Below are 19678 nucleotides of genomic sequence, written 5' to 3'. Positions count from 1 at the left end.
GAATCTTTAAGATTCGGCTCCTTTATTTTCTACCAGAAATCAAAAATATTTATCTGTTAAAACATCGGATGTGCATTTGCAGCTTCCTTTGGAACATCTTCCTGAGCATCCCAGTGTTCAACAATTTTACCATCTTTAATTCTGAAGATATCAATAGTTGATTTCAGACTCCCGTCCTCATTTTTATTTTTTAGGTGTATAAAAACCAAATCTCCTTCTGCAGCAATATGCTGTACATCTATTTTAGTTTTAGGAGCCCCCTGGAACCATTTTGCAGCAGCTTCTTTAAATGCTTTTGCACCGTCTGCCACAGTAGGATTATGCTGGATATATTCAGGTGCTATATACTGATCTACTGCCGACAGATCTTTATCACCAAACATTTTTTGATAAAAATCCAATACCAGTTGCTTATTAGCTGCCGCCTGATCTTTTGGTTCATTTGTAATCACCTCTTTAGTGGTTATAGTTTCTTTTTTACTGCAGCTTGCAAGTGCTACCACTCCCATTGCTGCCATTCCAATAATTAAACTTTTTGTACTCATTCTAATTTTTTTTCAAATGTATAAAAATATTCTGTAACAAAAAATATTACAGTTTAAAATATTTTATTACCTTTGCATCATCATTATAATAAAAATGCTTAACAATTTAAGATTTGCAACAGCTATTCATATCCTTATCCTTTTGGAAAAAAATCCTGAAGTATGGATGAGTTCTGAATATATAGCAGGAAGTATAAATGTAAACCCTGTTGTTGTAAGAAAAGAAATAAAGAATCTGAAAGCTCTTGGTTATATACAGAGCAAAGAAGGTAAAGGCGGCGGTGCTAAACTAGCAACGGATGCAGGGAAAATTACACTTGCTGCAATATACCTCAGTGTAAGCGAGGATCAGAAAGGTAAACTGAATTCCCCAAATCCGGCATGTCCCGTAGGAAGGCAGATAAATGAACATTTGACGGATCTCTACGAGGAAATTAACAAAAAGACTAAAGAAGTTTTAGGACAATACACATTAGAAAATTACAGTAAACAATTTAAATAAAAACATGATGAAAGTAGCAGTAATCGGAGCCACAGGTTTTGTTGGTTCACATATCGTAAGCGAATTAGCAAACAGAAATCACGAAGTAACAGCGATTTCCAGAAACACAAATGAAAACCAGCTTCCTGAAAATGTAAAATCTGTAGCCGCAGATGTAACCAATACAGCGCAACTGGCAGAAGCACTAAAAGGTAATGATGTTGTAATATCTTCCTACAACGCAGGATGGACAAATCCAAATCTTTACAATGATTTTTTAGCAGGATCCGAAAGCATCCAACAGGCAGTAAAAGATGCTGGTGTTAAAAGATTAATTGTTGTAGGAGGAGCTGGTAGTTTATTAATCGATGGCAAAAAAGTGGTTGACGGACCAGACTTCCCGGATGCATACAAGCCTGGAGCAAAAGCAGCCAGCGACTATCTGGATATCATCCGTAACGAACAAGATCTGGACTGGACATTCTTTAGCCCTGCATTGGCTATGAATCCGGGAAATCCAGGAGAAAGAACAGGAAAATACAGAACAGGTCTGGATACTCCGGTATTTGATGCAGATGGAAATTCTTACTTATCTGTAGCAGATACAGCTGTAGTTCTGGTAGACGAAGCAGAAAACCCTAAGCATATCAAAGAAAGATTTACAGCTGCTTACTAGGGTACTTTTCGATTCAGAATAAATAAAAAATCCTCAATTTTTTGAGGATTTTTTATTTATTATTCCTAAATTAAGGCTTCAAAAGCACAAACAAATAATCTAAATTAAATTTATATGACTATGGACAATTACAACAACCCCGGCAGACTTTGGTTTCTTCCTCTTATCACGGGTATCCTCTTTATCGTTGTAGGAATCTGGATTTTCAAAACTCCAATGGAATCTTATCTTACGCTTTCAATATTTTTCGCTGTAACTTTTCTTATTAGCGGACTATTCGAAATTATTCATGCATTAAGCAATACCCATCTCCGTAACTGGGGCTGGTCTCTTGCCGGTGGACTTATCGACTTATTATTCGGTATTATTATGATCTCGTCTCCCCTGCTGTCTGCTACTGTACTGGCATTATACGTAGGTTTTATTATTTTATTCCGTTCCTTTATGAGTATAGGCTTTGCACTGAACCTCAGAGAACTACAATCCAAGTCATGGGCAAGTCCTCTGATCTTCGGAATAATAGGCGTTATTTTCGCCATCATTATGATTGTTAATCCGGCATTCGGTGGTTTAAGTATAATTATCTATACAGCTCTTGCATTTATTCTTGTAGGTATTGTGCAAATTTTATTTGCCTTTATGATCAAAAAGCTGAAAAGATAAACACTCTTTTTTTGAAATAAAAAATGAGACAACTTCAAGAAGTTGCCTCATTTTTTTTTAGCTTATAGATTTAGTACTTTTTACATCTAAATCTTTTATTTAAAATGCCTAAATAAACTGTTTTCCAACAATAATACCATACAATGCAACCAGAAAAAGGACAGCTACAACTAATAAAGTAATAGGTTTGTACCTGAACTCTATTCCCTTCTTTACTGCATACTTATAATAAAAAAATGTTCCCGCTAAATACAGCCCGGTAAACATTAATATCAAATAATTAACGCTCATAATATAATACTTTTATGAATCTAATCTTTTTGAACCGTTATATCAGTTATTTCATAGCTATAATCCTGTCCTTCATCTCTCATTGTTTCTTTACCCGTTTTATAGTCTTTTACCAATGATTCTTTTTTCACACCTTTATGAGGATAAACAATACGTCCTGTAATCTTTACTTTGTCAGAAGTTTTTAATTTATTCCCGTCTTTATCGAAGATAACAACATCCGATTGTTCGAATTTGTTATCACTACCTGCATTAATCAATACTGTATTCTTTCCTTCTCCGTAATTCATACGTATTCCGGTGATTACTTTATTCTTTGTTTGGATGATATAAAAGTCATTAAAGACTTCAAACTCCATAGAAATAGTATTCCCGGTTCTGGTTAGAAATGGTGCTTTAAATTTCCCCTCCAGCTCTATCACTTGTCCGTCGTATGTGTAACTATTTTCTATTTCTTTAGAGAGCTTTACACTTTTGTTGTTATAAAATACAACGAGAAGTACAAATACGACAATAGCCAGTGGAATTACTTTTGTTTTAATAGTTTTCATTTTGAATATAAATTTAATTTGGTGTTGTTCTATACAATAAAATTCTGCTTCTAAAATATTAAACCTATTTAAAAGTCAAATAAAAAATTCACAAAACTTTGATATAAGTTGGCAAATATAAAATAAAATCTTGTATTTGATCCGTCATTTACAATTTACACCCACATTCCTCTAATTCTATAGCAAACATTATCTGGCTGATTTAGTATGAGAATTTATTTTAAATTCTTAAATTAAAACATTGAAAAACCAAACCAATTAACAATATGAAGGAGATCTTTTTAAAAGTTAAAAAACTTATTGAAGAAGAAAATTTCACTGCACTAAGCGAAATCAAATACAATAAACCGGAAACCTTTAATTGGGTAAAAGAAATTTTTGAAGGCATACATTTACACGAAAGACCGGAAAAGACAGCATTACTATGGACAGATGGTAATGATACAAAGGAATACAATTTCCGGGCACTGAGTAATGAATGTAATCAAATATTAAACTTTTTGCGCAACAAAGGGGTTCAGCAATATGATATTGTTCTCACACAGATGATGCTGGAACCAATAAACTGGACAACTATTCTTGCCGTAATTAAGGGAGGTCTGCAGCTGATTCCTGCAGCTGGGATACTGGGATCAAAAGATATTGCTTACCGTTTTGAAAAAACATTACCTGTTGTAGTTTTCGCTAATCAGGATAATGCCTACAAAACCGATGAAGCCGAGAAATTAATCGGTAAAAATATAAAGGTGAAAATTCTGGTCGACGGCAATCGCGAAGGCTGGTACTCTCTCGAAGATATTGCTTGTGAAAATACCGAAGCTGAGGCTGCAGATACAGCTCCGGATGATACATTATTTATGTTCTTCACCTCCGGAACTACAGGATTACCCAAAATTGTATGTCATTCACAACTCAGTCAACCATTCGGGCATCTCACTACTGCATCATGGATTGGATTAAAAGAAGGTGATATTCATTACAACATTTCGCAGCCCGGATGGGCAAAATATTCATGGAGCAGCTTTTTTGCACCATGGAACATAGGTTCCACAATCTTTGCATTTCATACCAACGAACGTTTTAATGCTGCTAAAACATTGGAGCAAATACAAAAACATAAGATTACCACACTTTGTGCTCCCCCTACTGTACTCCGTTTATTAATTAATGAAGATTTGGAATCCTATCACTTTAGCCTCCGTCAGTGCGTAGCCGCAGGCGAACCTCTGAATCCGGAGATTATCGAGCAATGGAAATTCGGTACCGGTATAGTTATCAGAGATGGTTTTGGCCAGACCGAAACGAGCTGTATTGTAGGCAATCTTCCCGGAAATATCATAAAATTCGGATCAATGGGAAAACCAACCTTTCAGTATGATGTGGTTATTGCTGACGAAAATGGAAAAGAACAACCTTTGAATGAAGAAGGCAATATTTGTATAAAGATGAACAAAGGCGATATGAATGGTGTCTTCAAAGGCTATCTATATGCTAAAGACAAAGAAGAACAAGTATTTAAACATGGACTTTATTATACGGGAGACAAGGCATATAAAGATGAAGACGGCTATATATGGTTTATAGGCAGAGATGATGATGTAATTAAAGCTTCTGATTATCGAATCGGACCATTTGAGGTCGAAAGTATTCTTATAGAACATGAAGCCGTCCTGGAAAGCGCAGTTGTTGGTTCGCCCCACCCTGTAAAAGGTTTTGAAGTTAAAGCCTTCATCATATTGCAAACCGGTATTCAGGCCTCAGAGGAATTAGCGGAGCAACTATTCAGCTTTTCGAGAGAACACCTTGCACCTTACAAAATTCCACGTATTATAGAGTTCGTACAGGAATTGCCAAAAACCATCAGTGGAAAAATCAGGCGTGTGAAACTAAGAGCCAGAGAATCAGAAAACAAAACGAAAGGAATTACCTCCTCTCACGAATACAATTATCAGAAAAAATAGCGTCTTTTTGACAAGATTCCTTTCACCTGCAAAATAGCAGTCAATAATACTCCTTATACTTCATAAGGAGTTTTTTTATGACAGTATTCATAAAAATTTAACACAAATTTTATAAAAAAAGAATTTGACAATTTTGTTAAACAAAAAATTCGAAGTACATTTGTCGACGAAAATGTCAAACTATAATGTCAACTGAATCAAAAAAAGAAGACACAGAAGAATTAATCAAGAAAACTGCCATGCAGCTGTTTTTCGGGGAAGGTCATTTCAAAGCCACAACTCAGGAAATTGCAGATGCTGCGGGAGTTAACAGAACTTCTATCAATTATTATTTTAGATCACGGGACAATCTTTTCAAGGTTGTATTCGAAGAAGCTACAGAGCAAATGCATCAAAACCACAATGCAATTTTGCTTTCAGAAATTCCTTTCAAGGATAAATTAAGCCGCTGGCTGGATGACGAACTGGCATCTGCCCTGAAATATCCTTTTCTGGAAATTTATATTGTAACACAGCTATCATCCGATAAATGTGCACACATGAAGGATGAAGAGCATGTAGAATCCATAACCAAAGTTCTGGAAAAAGAATTAAAGGCAGAAATAGAAAAAGGAACTATAAAACCCATATCAACGATTCAGTTCATGCTGAATATTGCTTCCCTAGTATCGTTTCCTACCTGTATGAGGCCTCTGCTACAGGAATCCTTCAAACTAAGTGACAGTGATTTCGAACAGATTCTTAAGGAAAGAAAGCAAGTGATATTGGATACAATATTTATTAATTAAGATAATAAACTAAAATATGAACAGAAAAAATAATGTACGTATTGCTGCATTCTTACTTATGTTGGGCGCTTTCCAGGCCAATGCACAGCAGACAGTAAGCCTAAAAAATGCCATACAGTACGCATTACAAAATAAGGCAGATGCCATAAAAGCACAGTTAAATGTCCGTAATTCGGAATATCAGATTGCTGAAGCCAAAGCCGGTGCACTACCTACTCTTACAGGAACCGGAGCATTGAACTACAATCCTATTCTGCAAAAGACACCATTACCAGGCGACCTTATAGGCCAACCCGGAACTGTTGTAATGGTTCCATTCGGACAAAAATGGAATTCAAACATCGGAGTAAGCCTTCAACAAGCTCTTTTCAACCAACAGGTATTTATTGGGCTAAAGGCTGCTAAGACTACAAAAGAGTTTTATCAGATCAACAAACAGCTGACAGAAGAGCAAGTGATAGAAAAAGTTTCTACTGCTTACTACCAAGTATTCTCTCAGCAGCAAAAATTGGAAGCTGTACAAAGCAGCTACGAAAGTACACTGAAGGCAAGAAACATTATAAAAAGTCTTTTTGAAAACGGTTTGGCTAAAAAAGTAGATTTAGACCGTACCAATGTAAATCTTACCAACCTGGAAACCAATCGTTCTCAGCTGAAAAATGCGGTAACACTTCAGGAAAATGCTCTGAAATTCTACATGGGTATGCCTATTGAAGAGCCTATTTCATTGGTAAAAGAGGATGTACAAATTAATCCGCAGTTACTTACGGATCAGATTAATACAGATAACAGAACTGAGGTAAGGGTTTTGGAAAAGAAAAAGCAATTGCTTCAGTATAATGTAAAAGCTACACAGGCGGCTTACTATCCTACTCTTTCTTTAATAGGAAATTATGCATGGCAGGGGTTTGGTCCTAAATTCCCGATTGGCCCAGGTAAAAGCCAGGGTGTTTACTGGTCAGATTATGCTTCAGTAGGTTTATCACTTAATATTCCTATTTTCAACGGATTCCTTACCAAATCAAAAGTGGATCAGGCGAAAATCCAGTTAGAAACACTTGAGCAGGATCTGAAAGATACCAAACTAAACATGAGCCTTGATTATCGTAATGCCAAAGCACAAATGGAAAACAGTCTGGATGCTATCAAAAACCAGACGGCTAACATGGAGCTTGCACAAACAGTACTGGACAACACCCGTAGCAATTACCAATATGGGCTCGCAACTTTAACGGAATTATTAGATGCTGAAAATGCTTTAGTACAGGCAAAAAACAACTATTCTAATTCACTTTACGATTACAAAGTTGCTGAAGTACAGCTTTATAAAGCTCAAGGCGAGCTATTAAACTTAACAAAATAATAAACTATTAAATTATAACAAAATGAAAATTGGTAAAACATTACTTTATATTCTCATAGCTGCAGGACTTTTGGGTGGTGGAGCCTATATCATTAGCAAAAACCAGAAGGAAACCAACAAGCAGACAGCAATTATTGCAAGTAGCAATGCTGAAATTCCTGTAAACATAGTTACGGCCTCTTTTGAACATGTTAGTGCCGATTATTCTTCAAACGGAACATTCGCACCATTACAGAATATGCAGCTTTCATCTGAAATCGCCGGAAAAGTAATTCGCGTTTTAGTAAAAGAAGGTGACTTTGTACACGCAGGACAGACTGTAGCAACGATTAAGAAAGATGCACTGGAAGTTGATCATTCTACAGCTCAGGCTGCTTATCAGAATGCCGTTGTAGATAATCAGCGTTACGAAAATGCATATAAAACAGGCGGTGTAACCAAGCAGCAACTTGATCAGTCCAGACTTCAGCTAAAAAATGCTAAGAACTCTTTGGATCAGGCAGGTATTAAGATTGGTGATTCCAATGTAAGAACACTAATCAGTGGTTATATTAACAAAAAAACGGTTGAACCTGGTGCTGTAGTATCTACAGGAACTCCGCTTTTTGAAATCGTAAATGTTTCTAAACTGAAGCTACAGGTAACTGTAAACGAAAGTGAAGTAGCAAAATTAAGAATCGGAGATCAGATCAAAATAAAAGCAAGCGTTTATCCTGATAAAGAATTCGCAGGCAGAATTACGTTTATTGCTCCGTTAGCTGATGCTTCTCTTAACTTCCCTATCGAAATTACGGTAGATAACAATCCAAACAATGAACTAAGAGCTGGTATGTATGGTACAGCTGTTTTTTCTGCTAAAGAAACAGGAACACAACATGCTTATATGACTCTTCCTAAAAATGCTTTTGTAGATGGCGTTAGCAACAACAAAGTATTTGTTGTACAAAAAGACAACACTGTAAAACTGACAAAAGTAGTAGGCGGAAGAATATTTGGAGATAAAATAGAAATTATCAGCGGACTAAATGAAGGGGACAGAGTCGTTACCAGCGGCCAGATTAACCTTACCGACGGTACTAAAATTTCTATTATCAAGTAGAAGCAGGCAATAGCCACAACTAAAATTAAAAAGACGTGAAATTAGCAGAAATATCCATAAAACGACCAACCCTGGTTATTGTATTGTTTACAATACTAACCCTGGGTGGGATACTCGGTTACTCCTCTATGGGGTATGAGCTAATCCCGAAATTCGAAATCAACGTAGTAAGTGTTTCTACCATTTATCCGGGAGCATCGCCTGCCGAGGTTGAAACAACAGTAACCAAGAAAATTGAAGATGCTGTTTCTTCTCTGGAAAACGTAAAGAAAGTAGAATCCAAATCATTTGAGAGTTTATCACTTGTTACGATTACCCTGAATGCTGGTGCCGACACAGACTATGCGCTGAATGATGCCCAAAGAAAGATTAACGCTATTATTGCGGACTTTCCGAAGGATGTAAAAGCACCTTCATTACAGAAGTTCTCCCTGAGTGACCTTCCTATTATCACGGCCGGTGCTACCTCTAACCTGAGTAGCGTTGCCTTCTATGACCTTTTGGATAAAAAAATCCAACCGGTACTATCAAGGGTAAAAGGTGTTGCACAGGTAAACCTTATTGGTGGACAGGAAAGAGAAATTAAAGTAAATCTGGATAAAAATAAACTGGAAGGTTACGGACTATCTATTCCACAGGTACAACAGGCGATTCTTACATCCAATGTTGACTTCCCTACCGGAAACGTAAAAACCCGTGAGAACAGTACTATTATCAGATTATCCGGAAAATACAAAAACGTAGAAGAGCTTTCTAATCTTGTAATAAGTGTTAAAGACGGAGCACAAATCAGACTTTCTGATGTTGCTTTTGTTGAAGATGCGCAGAAAGATGCTGAAAAAGTAGCAAGAATTGACAGAAAGCCTGCGATCCTTCTTCAGGTAGTGAAGCAGTCTGATGCCAATGCCGTTGAAGTAAGTGAACTGACAAAACAAACGATCGAGAAAATTGAGAAAGATTATGCACAACAAGGTGTAAAGCTTAATGTTGTAAACGATACTTCTACATTTACCCTTACCGCTGCAGACAATGTAACGCATGACTTATTCATCGCGATTATCCTTGTAGCTGTAGTAATGTTATTATTCCTTCACAGTATCCGTAATGCATTCATCGTAATGGTATCCATTCCGGCATCGTTAGTTGCAACCTTTATTGGTATGGCACTAATGGGATATACGCTGAACTTAATGAGCTTACTGGGACTTTCCCTGGTTGTAGGTATCCTTGTGGATGATGCGATTGTGGTATTGGAAAATATCTACCGACACATGGAGATGGGTAAAAACAAAGTAAGAGCTTCTTATGATGCAACTGCGGAAATCGGAATGACAGTAACCTCTATTACATTAGTAATTGTGGTAGTATTCCTACCAATTGCAATGAGTACTGGTTTGGTATCTAATATTATCTCCCAGTTCTGTGTAACCGTGGTTATTGCAACATTGCTATCATTATTAGCTTCATTTACGATTGTACCTTGGTTATCATCCAGATTTGGTAAACTTACACACCTTACAGGAAAAAATATTTTCGAAAAATTCATCCTTGGATTCGAGAAACAACTGGACAACTTCACGCACTGGGTATCTGACTTACTTAAATGGTGTCTGAAAAACAGATGGACAAAGATTTCTACAGTAGTTATTGTAATTGTATTATTCTTCATGTCATTTGGGTTAATGAAGTTTATCGGAGGGGAATTCTTCTCTAAGATCGATAAAGGTGAATTCCTTGTTCAGATAGAACTTCCAAAAGATGCGTCTGTAGAAAAGACCAACTTTATGACACAGAAAGCTGAAGACTATTTGTCTAAAAAATCAGAAGTTGTAAAAATGATTACAACTGTTGGTCAGCAAAGTGATGGTTTCGGTGGAGCTCAGGCAACAGCATACAAATCAGAGATCGATGTGATCCTTGTTGGTAAAGATAAAAGAGCAGATAACTCATTTGTATATGCTGCCAAGGTTAAAAATGAACTTTCTAAAGTATTAGTAGGTGCTAAAATTAAAACAGTACCTGTAGGTCTGATGGGTGCGGAACAAGCTCCACTGGCATTAGTAGTAACAGGACCGGATCTGAAAAGCATCAATGAATTTGCTAATCAGGCAATGGCACAACTAAAAACAATTAAAGGAGCATCCGAAGTAAGATTATCTTCTGAAGGTGGTAACCCGGAAATTAATATTGCTATTGACCGTGATAAAATGTCTGCTCTTGGATTAAATATTCAGGATGTAGGATTGACAATGCAGACAGCATTTAGTGGAAATACCGATGGTAAATTCCGTGCAGGTGACTATGAATATGATATCAACATCCGTTTCAATCAGCTGAACAGATCAAGTGTGGACGATGTAAAAAGCATCATCTTTGTAAATGGTAAAGGAGAAAAGATCAAACTAGATCAGTTCGCTACTATTACAGAAGGTTCGGGACCTAGCTTCCTGGAAAGAAGAGATAAATCTCCTTCTGTAACAATCAATGCACAAACTGTAGGTATTCCTACAGGTACAGTTGCACAGCAGTGGGAAGCTAAATTCTCTCAGCTGAAAAGACCTTCAGGAGTTAACTATGTATGGAGTGGTGATATGGAGAACCAAAGTGAAGGTTTCGGTACACTAGGTATCGCCCTTATGGCTGCTATCATCTTGGTATACCTTGTAATGGTTGCACTATATGATAGCTTTGTATATCCGTTTGTGGTATTGTTCTCGGTTCCGTTATCTCTTATCGGGGTACTAGCAATCCTTGCATTAACGAATAACTCTCTGAACGTATTTACCATTCTTGGGGTCATCATGTTGATTGGTCTTGTATGTAAGAATGCAATTATGCTGGTAGACTTTGCTAACCATAGAAAAGAAGCCGGAGAAAATACATTCAATGCATTGCTTCAGGCCAATCATGCCAGACTTCGTCCAATCCTTATGACCACTATTGCGATGGTTTTCGGTATGATCCCTATTGCATTGGCACAAGGAGCAGCTGCAGAGCTTAACAACGGATTAGCATGGGTAATTATAGGTGGTTTAACATCTTCATTATTCCTTACCCTAATCTTTGTACCAGTAGTATATTCTATCTTCGATAGCATTATTGCACGTTTCAACAAAGGTGGAAAAGTAGATTATGCTAAAGAAATGGTTGCAGATTATGAGCCATTAGAAATGAGTGAGGATGGCTTTACACCAAAGCACAATCACTAAATAGTAGTAAATAGTTTAATTTATGTTTATAGGATCCCGGCAGATATTTTTTTCTGTCGGGATTTTTTTTATTGTACTTTTGGTTTAAAGAAATACTAATGAAAAAAATTACAATACTTTTTTTAATAATGACTAGCAGCCTGACATTTGCTCAGGAACAAACAGTTTCGCCTGCAAAAAAAGAAAAGATAAAAACTTTTCTAAAGCTTACTAACGTATTAGGGGTTGCTAATCAGGTAATGGACAATATGATTAACTCCTATCAAACCTATTACAAACAAGTCCCTGCTGAATACTGGAACGAATTAAAAAAGGAAACAGCCAACACAAATGACTTCGAAGAGCTTCTTATTCCTATATATTCCAAATACTACACAGAAAAAGAACTGGATGATATCATTGCTTTCTATAAAACATCTACTGGACAAAAAGTAATAAAAACAATGCCGGACATGACAAAAGAATCTATGCAGGCAGGACAGGTATGGGGTATGGAGCTTGGACAGAAGGTCATGAAGAAAATTAATGAAAAATATCCTGTTCAGAAAGAAACAATTATGGACTATCCATCGTCTAAATAATATAAAACTATATGAAATATCCCATTATAATTACCTGCTTTGCCTCTCTTCTGACATTTGGTCAAACTGCTAAAGCTAAAAAAGCAGAATCGCTAATCCGTTTGGAAGAATCTGAAGCAAATTTTAAAAAAGATCTTTCCGCAAGCATCACAAAATTAAGAGTTGCGGACAACAGAAATCTTTCACCAATATATTATCAGACACTGGAATCCGGACTAAACTATCAAAGTATGCTGAAAAGCCTTGTACCAGTCTATGAAAAATATCTTACCAACGAAGAACTAGACGCCAGAATAAAGAATCATAAGAGCAAACTTCAGAAACCGCTAAAGGACAACCATACTTTCGATACAGAAAGACAAAAAGCCGTTATTCAATGGCAAACCCAAGCAAAGTTGGCAGCTGAAAAAGCTGTATCTAAATAGAAAAAATCCTCAGTTAATGCTGAGGATTTTTTATTTATTAGTTTAAGAATAATTCATATTTCTTATACTCGTGCAGAAGCTTTATTGTCTCAGCACTTATATCTACTGAGGTCTGCATTGAGTTGAGTTCTACAAAATGATTTTCAACCGGATCTTTCAGATAGAAACTTAGTTTATGTACTCCTTTGTTATGGGCAAAAGTACGTCTGAAAAATTCTATATCATCCTGATCTACTTCATTAAATGGCACCACTAAAGAAAGCTGATTGGCATATCGGTCAAAAGCTTCTTTCAGGTCAATAACCTCAGTAACATTCACATACAATCTGTCAAAGTCTTTGGAAGGGGCAAATTTGATCTTAAAAATTACAAATCTGTGCTCGCCAAGCTTTTCTCTCAGACGCATATAATCTTTATCATTCAGCCTGAAAGAATATGACCCTGTGTAGTCTTCCAACGTAATGAAGGCGATCTTGGTTCCGCTTTCGTAACCATCCCTTATCACATACTCTGTAATAAGACCGGAAACCATATATTCTTTGGAATTATCATTTCCTTTGCTTCGGAATTTCTTCTCTTTTAACTTTGAAATTTCTGCCGGTGTCAGATTAGAAAAATCTCTTTGAAGCACAAAATCTCTGTAAGGATCCACCTCATCCAGATTCAGGAAATTAAACTTCCCTCTCGGATCCACTTTTTTAATTACCTCTTCAATAATTTCATCTCCGTCAACCTCCAGCATATCAGCAGGGAAATCTATATCTGTAGATACTTCATCCTTATCATCCTGCTCTTCTACTTTCTCATTTTCAGGAGCTTTTTCCAGTTCTTCATCCAGTTTTTTGCTGACCACCGATTTTTTACTCAATGCTCCCTGGATAAACTTATATTGATAATAGAATTCATCCAGTGGGTGTGCAGAAAGGTAGAAACCTATGGCTTCTTTTTCCCGGTTCAGTTTATGCATATTCTGCCATTCCGGAGCTGGATTTATTTTTGGTCTTTCAATCTGAACCTCATCTGCAAAATCTGCAAATAAAGAGTTTTCTACAGAGTTTTTACTATCCTGGAAACTGTTGCTGTATTTTAATAAACGTTCAATATTGGTTCTTCCGGCAGTATCTACATCGAAATACTGGGCACGGTGATAAGAATCTAATTCGTCGAAAGCTCCGGCAAATACTAAACTTTCCACTACTCTTTTATTTAGTTGTGATGAAGGAATTCTTTCAAAAAGGCTATAGATATCGGTAAACCTTCCACCTTGCTCTCTTTCCTTACAAATAGCTTCAGACGGCCCTTCTCCAATCCCTTTTATAGCTCCAAGTCCAAAACGAATCTGGCCTTTCTCGTTTACAGCAAATTCATATTCAGATTCATTTACAGATGGTCCCAATACATCTACACCCATCGCCTGACAGTCTTCCATGAATAGGGTGATCTGCTTAGTATTGTTAATGTTATTACTCATTACACTCGCCATATATTCAGCCGGATAATTGGCTTTCAGATATGCAGTATGATAAGCAATATAAGCATAACATGTGGAGTGAGACTTATTAAATGCATATTCTGCAAAGGCTTCCCAGTCTTTCCAGATTTTATGAAGTTTCTCTTCGTCCAGATTATTTTTCTTCCCACCTTCAATAAATTTGGGGAACATCTTATCCAGTACCGCTTTTTGCTTTTTACCCATTGCTTTTCTCAGCGTATCGGCCTCACCTTTGGTAAAGTTCGCCAGCTTCTGAGAGAGTAGCATTACCTGCTCCTGATATACCGTAATTCCATAGGTTTCCTGTAGATATTCCTGTGTCTCCGGGAGGTCATAGATAATCTCTTCCAGACCATGCTTCCGGTTGATAAAGTTCGGTATATACTTAATAGGTCCAGGTCGGTACAATGCGTTCATGGCAATAAGATCGGCAAATACCGTAGGCTTCAGCTCACGCATGTACTTTTGCATACCGGCAGATTCATACTGGAAAATACCAATTGTACGACCTTCTTTAAAGAGCTGATAAGTCTTTGCGTCATCCAGTGGTATATCATCCGGAATAATTTCTATTCCGTGTCTGTTTTTAATGAGCTTAACAGCATCTTTAATAATGGTAAGCGTCCTAAGTCCCAGGAAGTCCATTTTCAGCAATCCGGCACTCTCAGCTACCGAATTATCAAACTGAGACACCAAAATATCTGCATCTTTTGCCGCAATGGTCACCGGAACCAGATTACTGATATCTTCCGGTGTAATAATTACTCCACAGGCGTGAATACCGGTATTTCGGATACAGCCTTCCATCTTGTAAGCACTGTCCAGTACATTGAAACGGCCATCGTCCGGATTGTTCAGAATTCCTTTTATTTCGTCTACCAGCGGAAGATCTTCCGGCTTGAATTTCTTCAAATCGGACTTCATCACTTTCGCAATGTTCATCCCCGGTGTATTCGGAATTAGCTTTGCAATATTGTTGGTTTCAGGAATAGACACATCCAGTACCCTTCCCGCATCTTTAATAGCCGATTTACCACCCAGTACCGAATAGGTAATAATCTGCGCTACCTGATTTTGTCCATATTTATCGATTACCCATTTAATAATCCTGTCACGACCTTCGTCATCAAAGTCAATATCGATATCGGGCATCGAAATCCTTTCCGGGTTAAGAAAACGCTCAAAAAGGAGATCATATTTAATTGGATCCACGTTAGTAATTCCGATACAGTAAGCTACAGCAGATCCTGCTGCAGATCCCCGTCCCGGACCAACTGATACCCCCATATTTTTAGCTTCGTTACAAAAATCCTGCACAATAAGGAAATAACCCGGATATCCTGTTTTAGCAATAATATCCAGCTCAAAGTCTAGTCTTTCCCTTATATCATCGGTAATTTCTTCATATTTTTTTCGAGCTCCTTCATAGGTAAGATGTCTCAGGAAGTTCATCTCCCCTCTTTTACCACCATCACTCAGGTCTTCAACATCCTGAAATTCCTCAGGAATATCAAACTTAGGTAAGAGAACATCTCTTTTTAGTTTATAAGATTCAAACTTATTCAGAAATTCATCATAAGCCATAAAAGCATCAGGGTACATCTGGAAAGCCTGCTTAATCTCTTCGCTATTTTTCAGATAAAACTGTTCACTGTTCAGACCTTTTCTTTTCCCGAAACCTTTACCTACAGGTGTCGAAAGTTTCTCACCATCTTTAATACAGGCTACAATATCCTGGATTTTGGCATCCGATTTCCGGGTATAATAAGTTTCATTCTGCGCCAGTATTTTTACATTGTGCTTATCTGCAAATTTTAGCAAAATCTCATTAACATAGTCTTCTTCATCCATCTGGTGATTCTGTATCTGCACATAGAAATCATCACCAAATTCATTCATCCACCATTGGAAAACTTCTTCACCACGCTGCTCCCCCAATTCCAGAATGGTAGAAGGAACTTCACAGGACAAGCTTCCTGTCAATGCAATAAGATTGTCTTTATATTGTGATATTAGTGCACGGCTAACCCTTGGAACTCCGGCATAATAACCTTCTTTAAATCCTATAGATGAAAGCTTTGCCAGATTTTTATATCCTTCAAAGTTTTTAGCCAATAATACAACCTGAGTTCTTCTGTCCGGATCATCTTTAGTAAACTGCCTTTGCTGATAACGCTCCGAAATATAAAGCTCTAATCCTAAGATAGGAGTAAGAAACTTAGCACTGTTAATTTCATCATAGTTATCCGGCTTTTCTTCGGCAGCTTCGGCATCCTGCTTTTTCTGCTTAAGATTTCCGTTATACTTTTCAACCTCATCTATAAATTTGAAGGCTCCCATCATATTGCCAAGGTCAACAAGCCCTACAGCCGGAAAATTATTCTTTTCGGCTATGGAAACCATATCAGCCAAACCAGTCGTTGCCTGTAAAGTTGAGTAAATACTGTGGCTATAAAAATGGAAGAAATTCCCGATATCAATATCATCGGTATCACCAAAATCAGCCGTTTTCTTCCGTTTCTTGGAATCAGCAACCTGTCTTCGGATAACAATATCGAAAGGCTTGAAGACAGTAGGATTATGATCCTTAAAGGCCTTCATCTGTACATCATCAAAGAAAATTCTATCCAACGGATAAACTTCCAGTCTCATCATTTCGAAGAAAGCCTGTGCTGTAGCATTTACGTCGGCTGCAGCATTGTGAGCTTCATCGAATTTGTGTCCGAATAATTTTTCAGAAAGTTCCTCCAGTTTAGGGGATTTGAACCTTCCGCCTCTACCTCCCGGAAGCTGACATACGTTGGTACCAAACTCCATCGTATCTACGATAGGTTTATCTTTCAGGCTATCCTCCAGTTCCTTTCTAAGAAATTCGGATCCTACAATACTGTAGTCAAAGGTTACATTATGTCCTGCTACTACTTTCGTTTTTTTCAGTACTTCCTTGAACTCGTTAAGTACCTCTTTAAGATCGCGACCTTCACGCATCGCCATCTCTGTAGATATCCCGTGAATGCGGTATGCATTAAACGGAATATCGTAGCCCTCGGGCTTTATAATATAATCCTGATTCTCTATAAGATTTCCATGCTCATCGTGTAACTGCCATGCAATCTGAACCATGCGCGGCCAGTTGTCGAAGTCAGTTAAAGGAGCATTAAAATTTCGGGGTAAACCAGTTGTTTCTGTATCAAAAATCAAGAACATAATCCATCAGAAATTTGAGTAAAATTACAAAAAAAGTGAAAGTAAAAAAAGTTTCAGGTTCAATTGATTTTCTGTACAGCATTGTATTTCAACATAAGCATTTTTCATATCAAAACGTATAAAACCCAGCTTAAACAAAAATTAACAAATTGATTCACAAAAATTTAAGTACATTAATCTTTCAAAAATATTTTACCTAACGATCGTTAAGTAAATTTATCTATATTTGTCAGATATGGAAGTTGACTTTAAAAAACATCTCGATAAAAAAATACTACTACAGGCTTTTGAAGACATGATGAAAGCCAGAGCTATCGCTAATTTGTATGATGAAAAAAAACAAATCTGCAAATATGTACATAGCACTTCCCGTGGACACGAAGCTATTCAGTTAGCAACAGCCTATCATCTTGAAAAGCATGATTGGGTAAGCCCATATTACCGGGATGAGAGTATGCTTTTAGGAATGGGATATACTCCATACCAGCTGATGTTACAGCTGTTGGCAAAGGCAGAAGATCCTTTCTCTGGCGGCCGCTCTTATTACAGTCATCCTTCCAATCTAAGTGATGATTATCCAAAAATGATTCACCAAAGCAGTGCTACTGGCATGCAGGCAATTCCTACAACCGGAATTGCACAAGGCATACAGTACATAGAGCACTTTAGCCTGAAATCATATCCTACTCCACCAGTTGTAGTTTGCAGCTTTGGTGATAATAGTGTAACCGAAGGCGAGGTAAGCGAAGCTTTTCAGTTTGCAGCACTACACCAATTGCCTATTATTTTCTTGGTACAGGATAACAATTGGGGAATTTCTGTAACTGCAGAAGAAGCCCGCTCACAGGATGCTTATGATTTTATTGCCGGATTCAAAGGCATCGAAAGAATGCGTATCGACGGGACAGAGTTTCCGGAGTCTTATCTGGCTATGAAAAATGCTTTCGACTATGTTCGCACCGAAAGAAAACCAATTTTAGTTTGTGCTAAAACTGTTCTGATTGGTCATCATACTTCCGGAGTAAGAAAAGAAATGTACCGTCCTTTGGACGATCTGGCCAAACATGAGGCCCATGATCCGGGTAAAAAACTATGGAAGTACCTTTTGGAAAATGGCATCAGTGATGATCAGTTAAAAGAAATTGAGAAAAATGCAGAAATACAGGTTCGTGAGGATTTTGAAAAAGCTTTGGCTGCTGAAGATCCAAAACCTGAAGATGCTGTAAAACATATTTTTGCTCCTACTCCTGTTACAGAAGAGAAAGGAGAAAGAACCCCTGAAAACGGGCAAAAAATAGTAATGGTAGATGCCTCTATCCACGCGATTGAGGAACTGATGCGCAAACACCCCGAAGCATTACTTTATGGGCAGGATGTAGGTGGCCGTATTGGTGGTGTATTCCGGGAAGCTGTTACGCTGGAAGCTAAGTTTGGTACCAAAAGAGTTTTCAATACCGCTATACAGGAGGCCTATATAATTGGTTCTACGATTGGTATGAGCGCATTAGGACTAAAACCTATTGTAGAAGTACAATTTGCTGATTATATCTATCCGGGAATTAATCAGTTGATCACCGAGATTTCTAAATCCTGTTATTTAAGTGAAGGAAAATTTCCGGTAAATAATATCATCCGTGTACCGATTGGTGCCTATGGTGGCGGCGGGCCGTATCACAGTGGTAGTGTTGAAAGTATTCTGGCCAATATCAAAGGAATTAAAGTTGCATATCCGAGTAATGCAGCGGATTTCAAAGGATTGTTTAAAGCAGCATTTTATGATCCAAATCCTGTAATTATGCTGGAACATAAAGGCTTGTATTGGTCTAAAGTACCAGGGACCGATGATGCAAAAACCATAGAGCCTGCGGAAGATTATATTTTACCATTCGGAAAAGCAATAAGTACTATTACGGCTACGGACGAAAACATCCGCAAAGGAAAATCGATCTGTATCATCACTTATGGAATGGGAATTTATTGGGCGAAAGAGGCTGCTAAAAGTTTTGAAGGCCAGGTGGAAGTCGTAGACCTCCGAACACTTGTCCCAATGGATGAAGAATATGTATATGAAACTGTAAAAAAACACGGTAAATGTATTGTACTAACCGAAGAACAAGTACAAAATTCTTTTGCTGAAGCACTAAGTGCCAGAATCTCCAGAGAATGCTTCAGATATCTGGATGCTCCAGTTACTCCGATAGGTGCTCAGAATGTACCTGCAATTCCGATTAATATAGATTCTGAAAGAGAAATACTCCCAAACCCCGAAAAGCTTAAAAAAACAATAGAATACTTGTTAAATTGGTAATACAGAATACTTTATAAATCAAATTTTGTTTCATAAAT

The 19678-nt window shown here is 37.4% G+C and carries 15 protein-coding genes; 11 read left to right on the top strand and 4 right to left on the bottom strand.

Translation table 11 applies throughout. The annotated features are described in order from the left end of the window. Positions 1-56: 56 nt before the first annotated feature. Complete coding sequence (locus C8J95_RS09480) at positions 57-545, bottom strand: ester cyclase (protein WP_107808126.1); 489 nt, start codon at positions 543-545, stop codon at positions 57-59. 94 nt (positions 546-639) lie between these two features. On the opposite strand from C8J95_RS09480, the gene C8J95_RS09475 reads away from it, so the two are divergent. The 3 genes from C8J95_RS09475 to C8J95_RS09465 all read left to right on the top strand — a co-directional run bounded on the left by C8J95_RS09475 (position 640) and on the right by C8J95_RS09465 (position 2365). Continuing rightward, positions 640-1047 carry an Rrf2 family transcriptional regulator gene (locus C8J95_RS09475; protein ID WP_107808125.1) on the top strand — a complete coding sequence of 136 codons (408 nt, stop codon included), beginning with the start codon at positions 640-642 and terminating at the stop codon, positions 1045-1047. 7 nt (positions 1048-1054) lie between these two features. Beyond that, positions 1055-1702, top strand: a complete 648-nt coding sequence (locus tag C8J95_RS09470) for an NAD(P)-dependent oxidoreductase (protein ID WP_221407240.1) — start codon at positions 1055-1057, stop codon at positions 1700-1702. A 120-nt stretch (positions 1703-1822) separates the two neighbouring features. Continuing rightward, positions 1823-2365, top strand: a complete 543-nt coding sequence (locus tag C8J95_RS09465) for an HdeD family acid-resistance protein (RefSeq protein WP_236900601.1) — start codon at positions 1823-1825, stop codon at positions 2363-2365. A gap of 108 nt (positions 2366-2473) precedes the next feature. Here the strand turns inward: C8J95_RS09465 and C8J95_RS09460 are convergent, their stop codons facing one another. After that, complete coding sequence (locus tag C8J95_RS09460; protein WP_059323969.1) at positions 2474-2656, bottom strand: hypothetical protein; 183 nt, start codon at positions 2654-2656, stop codon at positions 2474-2476. A 20-nt stretch (positions 2657-2676) separates the two neighbouring features. Further along, positions 2677-3207, bottom strand: coding sequence for a hypothetical protein (locus tag C8J95_RS09455; RefSeq protein ID WP_107808123.1), 531 nt, complete (start codon positions 3205-3207; stop codon positions 2677-2679). 266 nt (positions 3208-3473) lie between these two features. Here C8J95_RS09455 and C8J95_RS09450 point away from each other — a divergent pair, with 266 nt between their 5' ends. The 7 genes from C8J95_RS09450 to C8J95_RS09420 all read left to right on the top strand — a co-directional run bounded on the left by C8J95_RS09450 (position 3474) and on the right by C8J95_RS09420 (position 12633). Beyond that, positions 3474-5168 (top strand): acyl-CoA synthetase, encoded by a 1695-nt coding sequence (locus tag C8J95_RS09450; RefSeq protein ID WP_107808122.1) that lies wholly within the window; start codon positions 3474-3476, stop codon positions 5166-5168. 185 nt (positions 5169-5353) lie between these two features. Further along, entirely contained in the window at positions 5354-5956 is a 603-nt protein-coding gene (locus C8J95_RS09445) for a TetR/AcrR family transcriptional regulator (RefSeq protein WP_059323966.1), read from the top strand. Between the two features lie 16 nt (positions 5957-5972). Next, the gene (locus C8J95_RS09440; protein ID WP_078721200.1) at positions 5973-7319 is read left to right on the top strand and encodes a TolC family protein; all 1347 of its coding nucleotides are present in this window, start codon (positions 5973-5975) and stop codon (positions 7317-7319) included. 22 nt (positions 7320-7341) lie between these two features. Next, entirely contained in the window at positions 7342-8418 is a 1077-nt protein-coding gene (locus C8J95_RS09435; RefSeq protein ID WP_107808121.1) for an efflux RND transporter periplasmic adaptor subunit, read from the top strand. 35 nt (positions 8419-8453) lie between these two features. After that, positions 8454-11627, top strand: a complete 3174-nt coding sequence (locus tag C8J95_RS09430) for an efflux RND transporter permease subunit (protein ID WP_107808120.1) — start codon at positions 8454-8456, stop codon at positions 11625-11627. 128 nt (positions 11628-11755) lie between these two features. Further along, positions 11756-12208, top strand: coding sequence for a DUF2059 domain-containing protein (locus tag C8J95_RS09425; RefSeq protein ID WP_255412765.1), 453 nt, complete (start codon positions 11756-11758; stop codon positions 12206-12208). A gap of 11 nt (positions 12209-12219) precedes the next feature. Further along, positions 12220-12633 carry a hypothetical protein gene (locus tag C8J95_RS09420; protein ID WP_059345413.1) on the top strand — a complete coding sequence of 138 codons (414 nt, stop codon included), beginning with the start codon at positions 12220-12222 and terminating at the stop codon, positions 12631-12633. 37 nt (positions 12634-12670) lie between these two features. On the opposite strand, the gene dnaE is transcribed toward C8J95_RS09420, so the two are convergent. Further along, on the bottom strand, positions 12671-17332 hold the full coding sequence (dnaE, locus tag C8J95_RS09415; protein WP_107808118.1) for a DNA polymerase III subunit alpha: 4662 nt from the start codon (positions 17330-17332) through the stop codon (positions 12671-12673). 235 nt (positions 17333-17567) lie between these two features. Between dnaE and C8J95_RS09410 the strand changes: the two genes are divergently transcribed. After that, entirely contained in the window at positions 17568-19640 is a 2073-nt protein-coding gene (locus C8J95_RS09410; protein ID WP_107808117.1) for a thiamine pyrophosphate-dependent enzyme, read from the top strand. Positions 19641-19678: the final 38 nt, after the last annotated feature.

Source organism: Elizabethkingia sp. YR214 (assembly GCF_003058195.1).
In the GTDB taxonomy this organism is placed as follows: Bacteria; Bacteroidota; Bacteroidia; order Flavobacteriales; family Weeksellaceae; genus Elizabethkingia.
This window is presented reverse-complemented; position numbering and strand designations above follow the sequence as displayed.

What these genes read in the sequence shown, in the direction of transcription:
- C8J95_RS09455 (WP_107808123.1), bottom strand. Translation starts at nt 3,207, where the DNA reads ATGAAAACTATTAAAACAAAAGTAATTCCACTGGCTATTGTCGTATTT.
- C8J95_RS09425 (WP_255412765.1), top strand. Translation starts at nt 11,756, where the DNA reads ATGACTAGCAGCCTGACATTTGCTCAGGAACAAACAGTTTCGCCTGCA.
- C8J95_RS09445 (WP_059323966.1), top strand. Translation starts at nt 5,354, where the DNA reads ATGTCAACTGAATCAAAAAAAGAAGACACAGAAGAATTAATCAAGAAA.
- dnaE (WP_107808118.1), bottom strand. Translation starts at nt 17,332, where the DNA reads ATGTTCTTGATTTTTGATACAGAAACAACTGGTTTACCCCGAAATTTT.
- C8J95_RS09435 (WP_107808121.1), top strand. Translation starts at nt 7,342, where the DNA reads ATGAAAATTGGTAAAACATTACTTTATATTCTCATAGCTGCAGGACTT.
- C8J95_RS09465 (WP_236900601.1), top strand. Translation starts at nt 1,823, where the DNA reads ATGGACAATTACAACAACCCCGGCAGACTTTGGTTTCTTCCTCTTATC.
- C8J95_RS09460 (WP_059323969.1), bottom strand. Translation starts at nt 2,656, where the DNA reads ATGAGCGTTAATTATTTGATATTAATGTTTACCGGGCTGTATTTAGCG.
- C8J95_RS09480 (WP_107808126.1), bottom strand. Translation starts at nt 545, where the DNA reads ATGAGTACAAAAAGTTTAATTATTGGAATGGCAGCAATGGGAGTGGTA.
- C8J95_RS09410 (WP_107808117.1), top strand. Translation starts at nt 17,568, where the DNA reads ATGGAAGTTGACTTTAAAAAACATCTCGATAAAAAAATACTACTACAG.
- C8J95_RS09440 (WP_078721200.1), top strand. Translation starts at nt 5,973, where the DNA reads ATGAACAGAAAAAATAATGTACGTATTGCTGCATTCTTACTTATGTTG.
- C8J95_RS09470 (WP_221407240.1), top strand. Translation starts at nt 1,055, where the DNA reads ATGAAAGTAGCAGTAATCGGAGCCACAGGTTTTGTTGGTTCACATATC.
- C8J95_RS09420 (WP_059345413.1), top strand. Translation starts at nt 12,220, where the DNA reads ATGAAATATCCCATTATAATTACCTGCTTTGCCTCTCTTCTGACATTT.
- C8J95_RS09475 (WP_107808125.1), top strand. Translation starts at nt 640, where the DNA reads ATGCTTAACAATTTAAGATTTGCAACAGCTATTCATATCCTTATCCTT.
- C8J95_RS09450 (WP_107808122.1), top strand. Translation starts at nt 3,474, where the DNA reads ATGAAGGAGATCTTTTTAAAAGTTAAAAAACTTATTGAAGAAGAAAAT.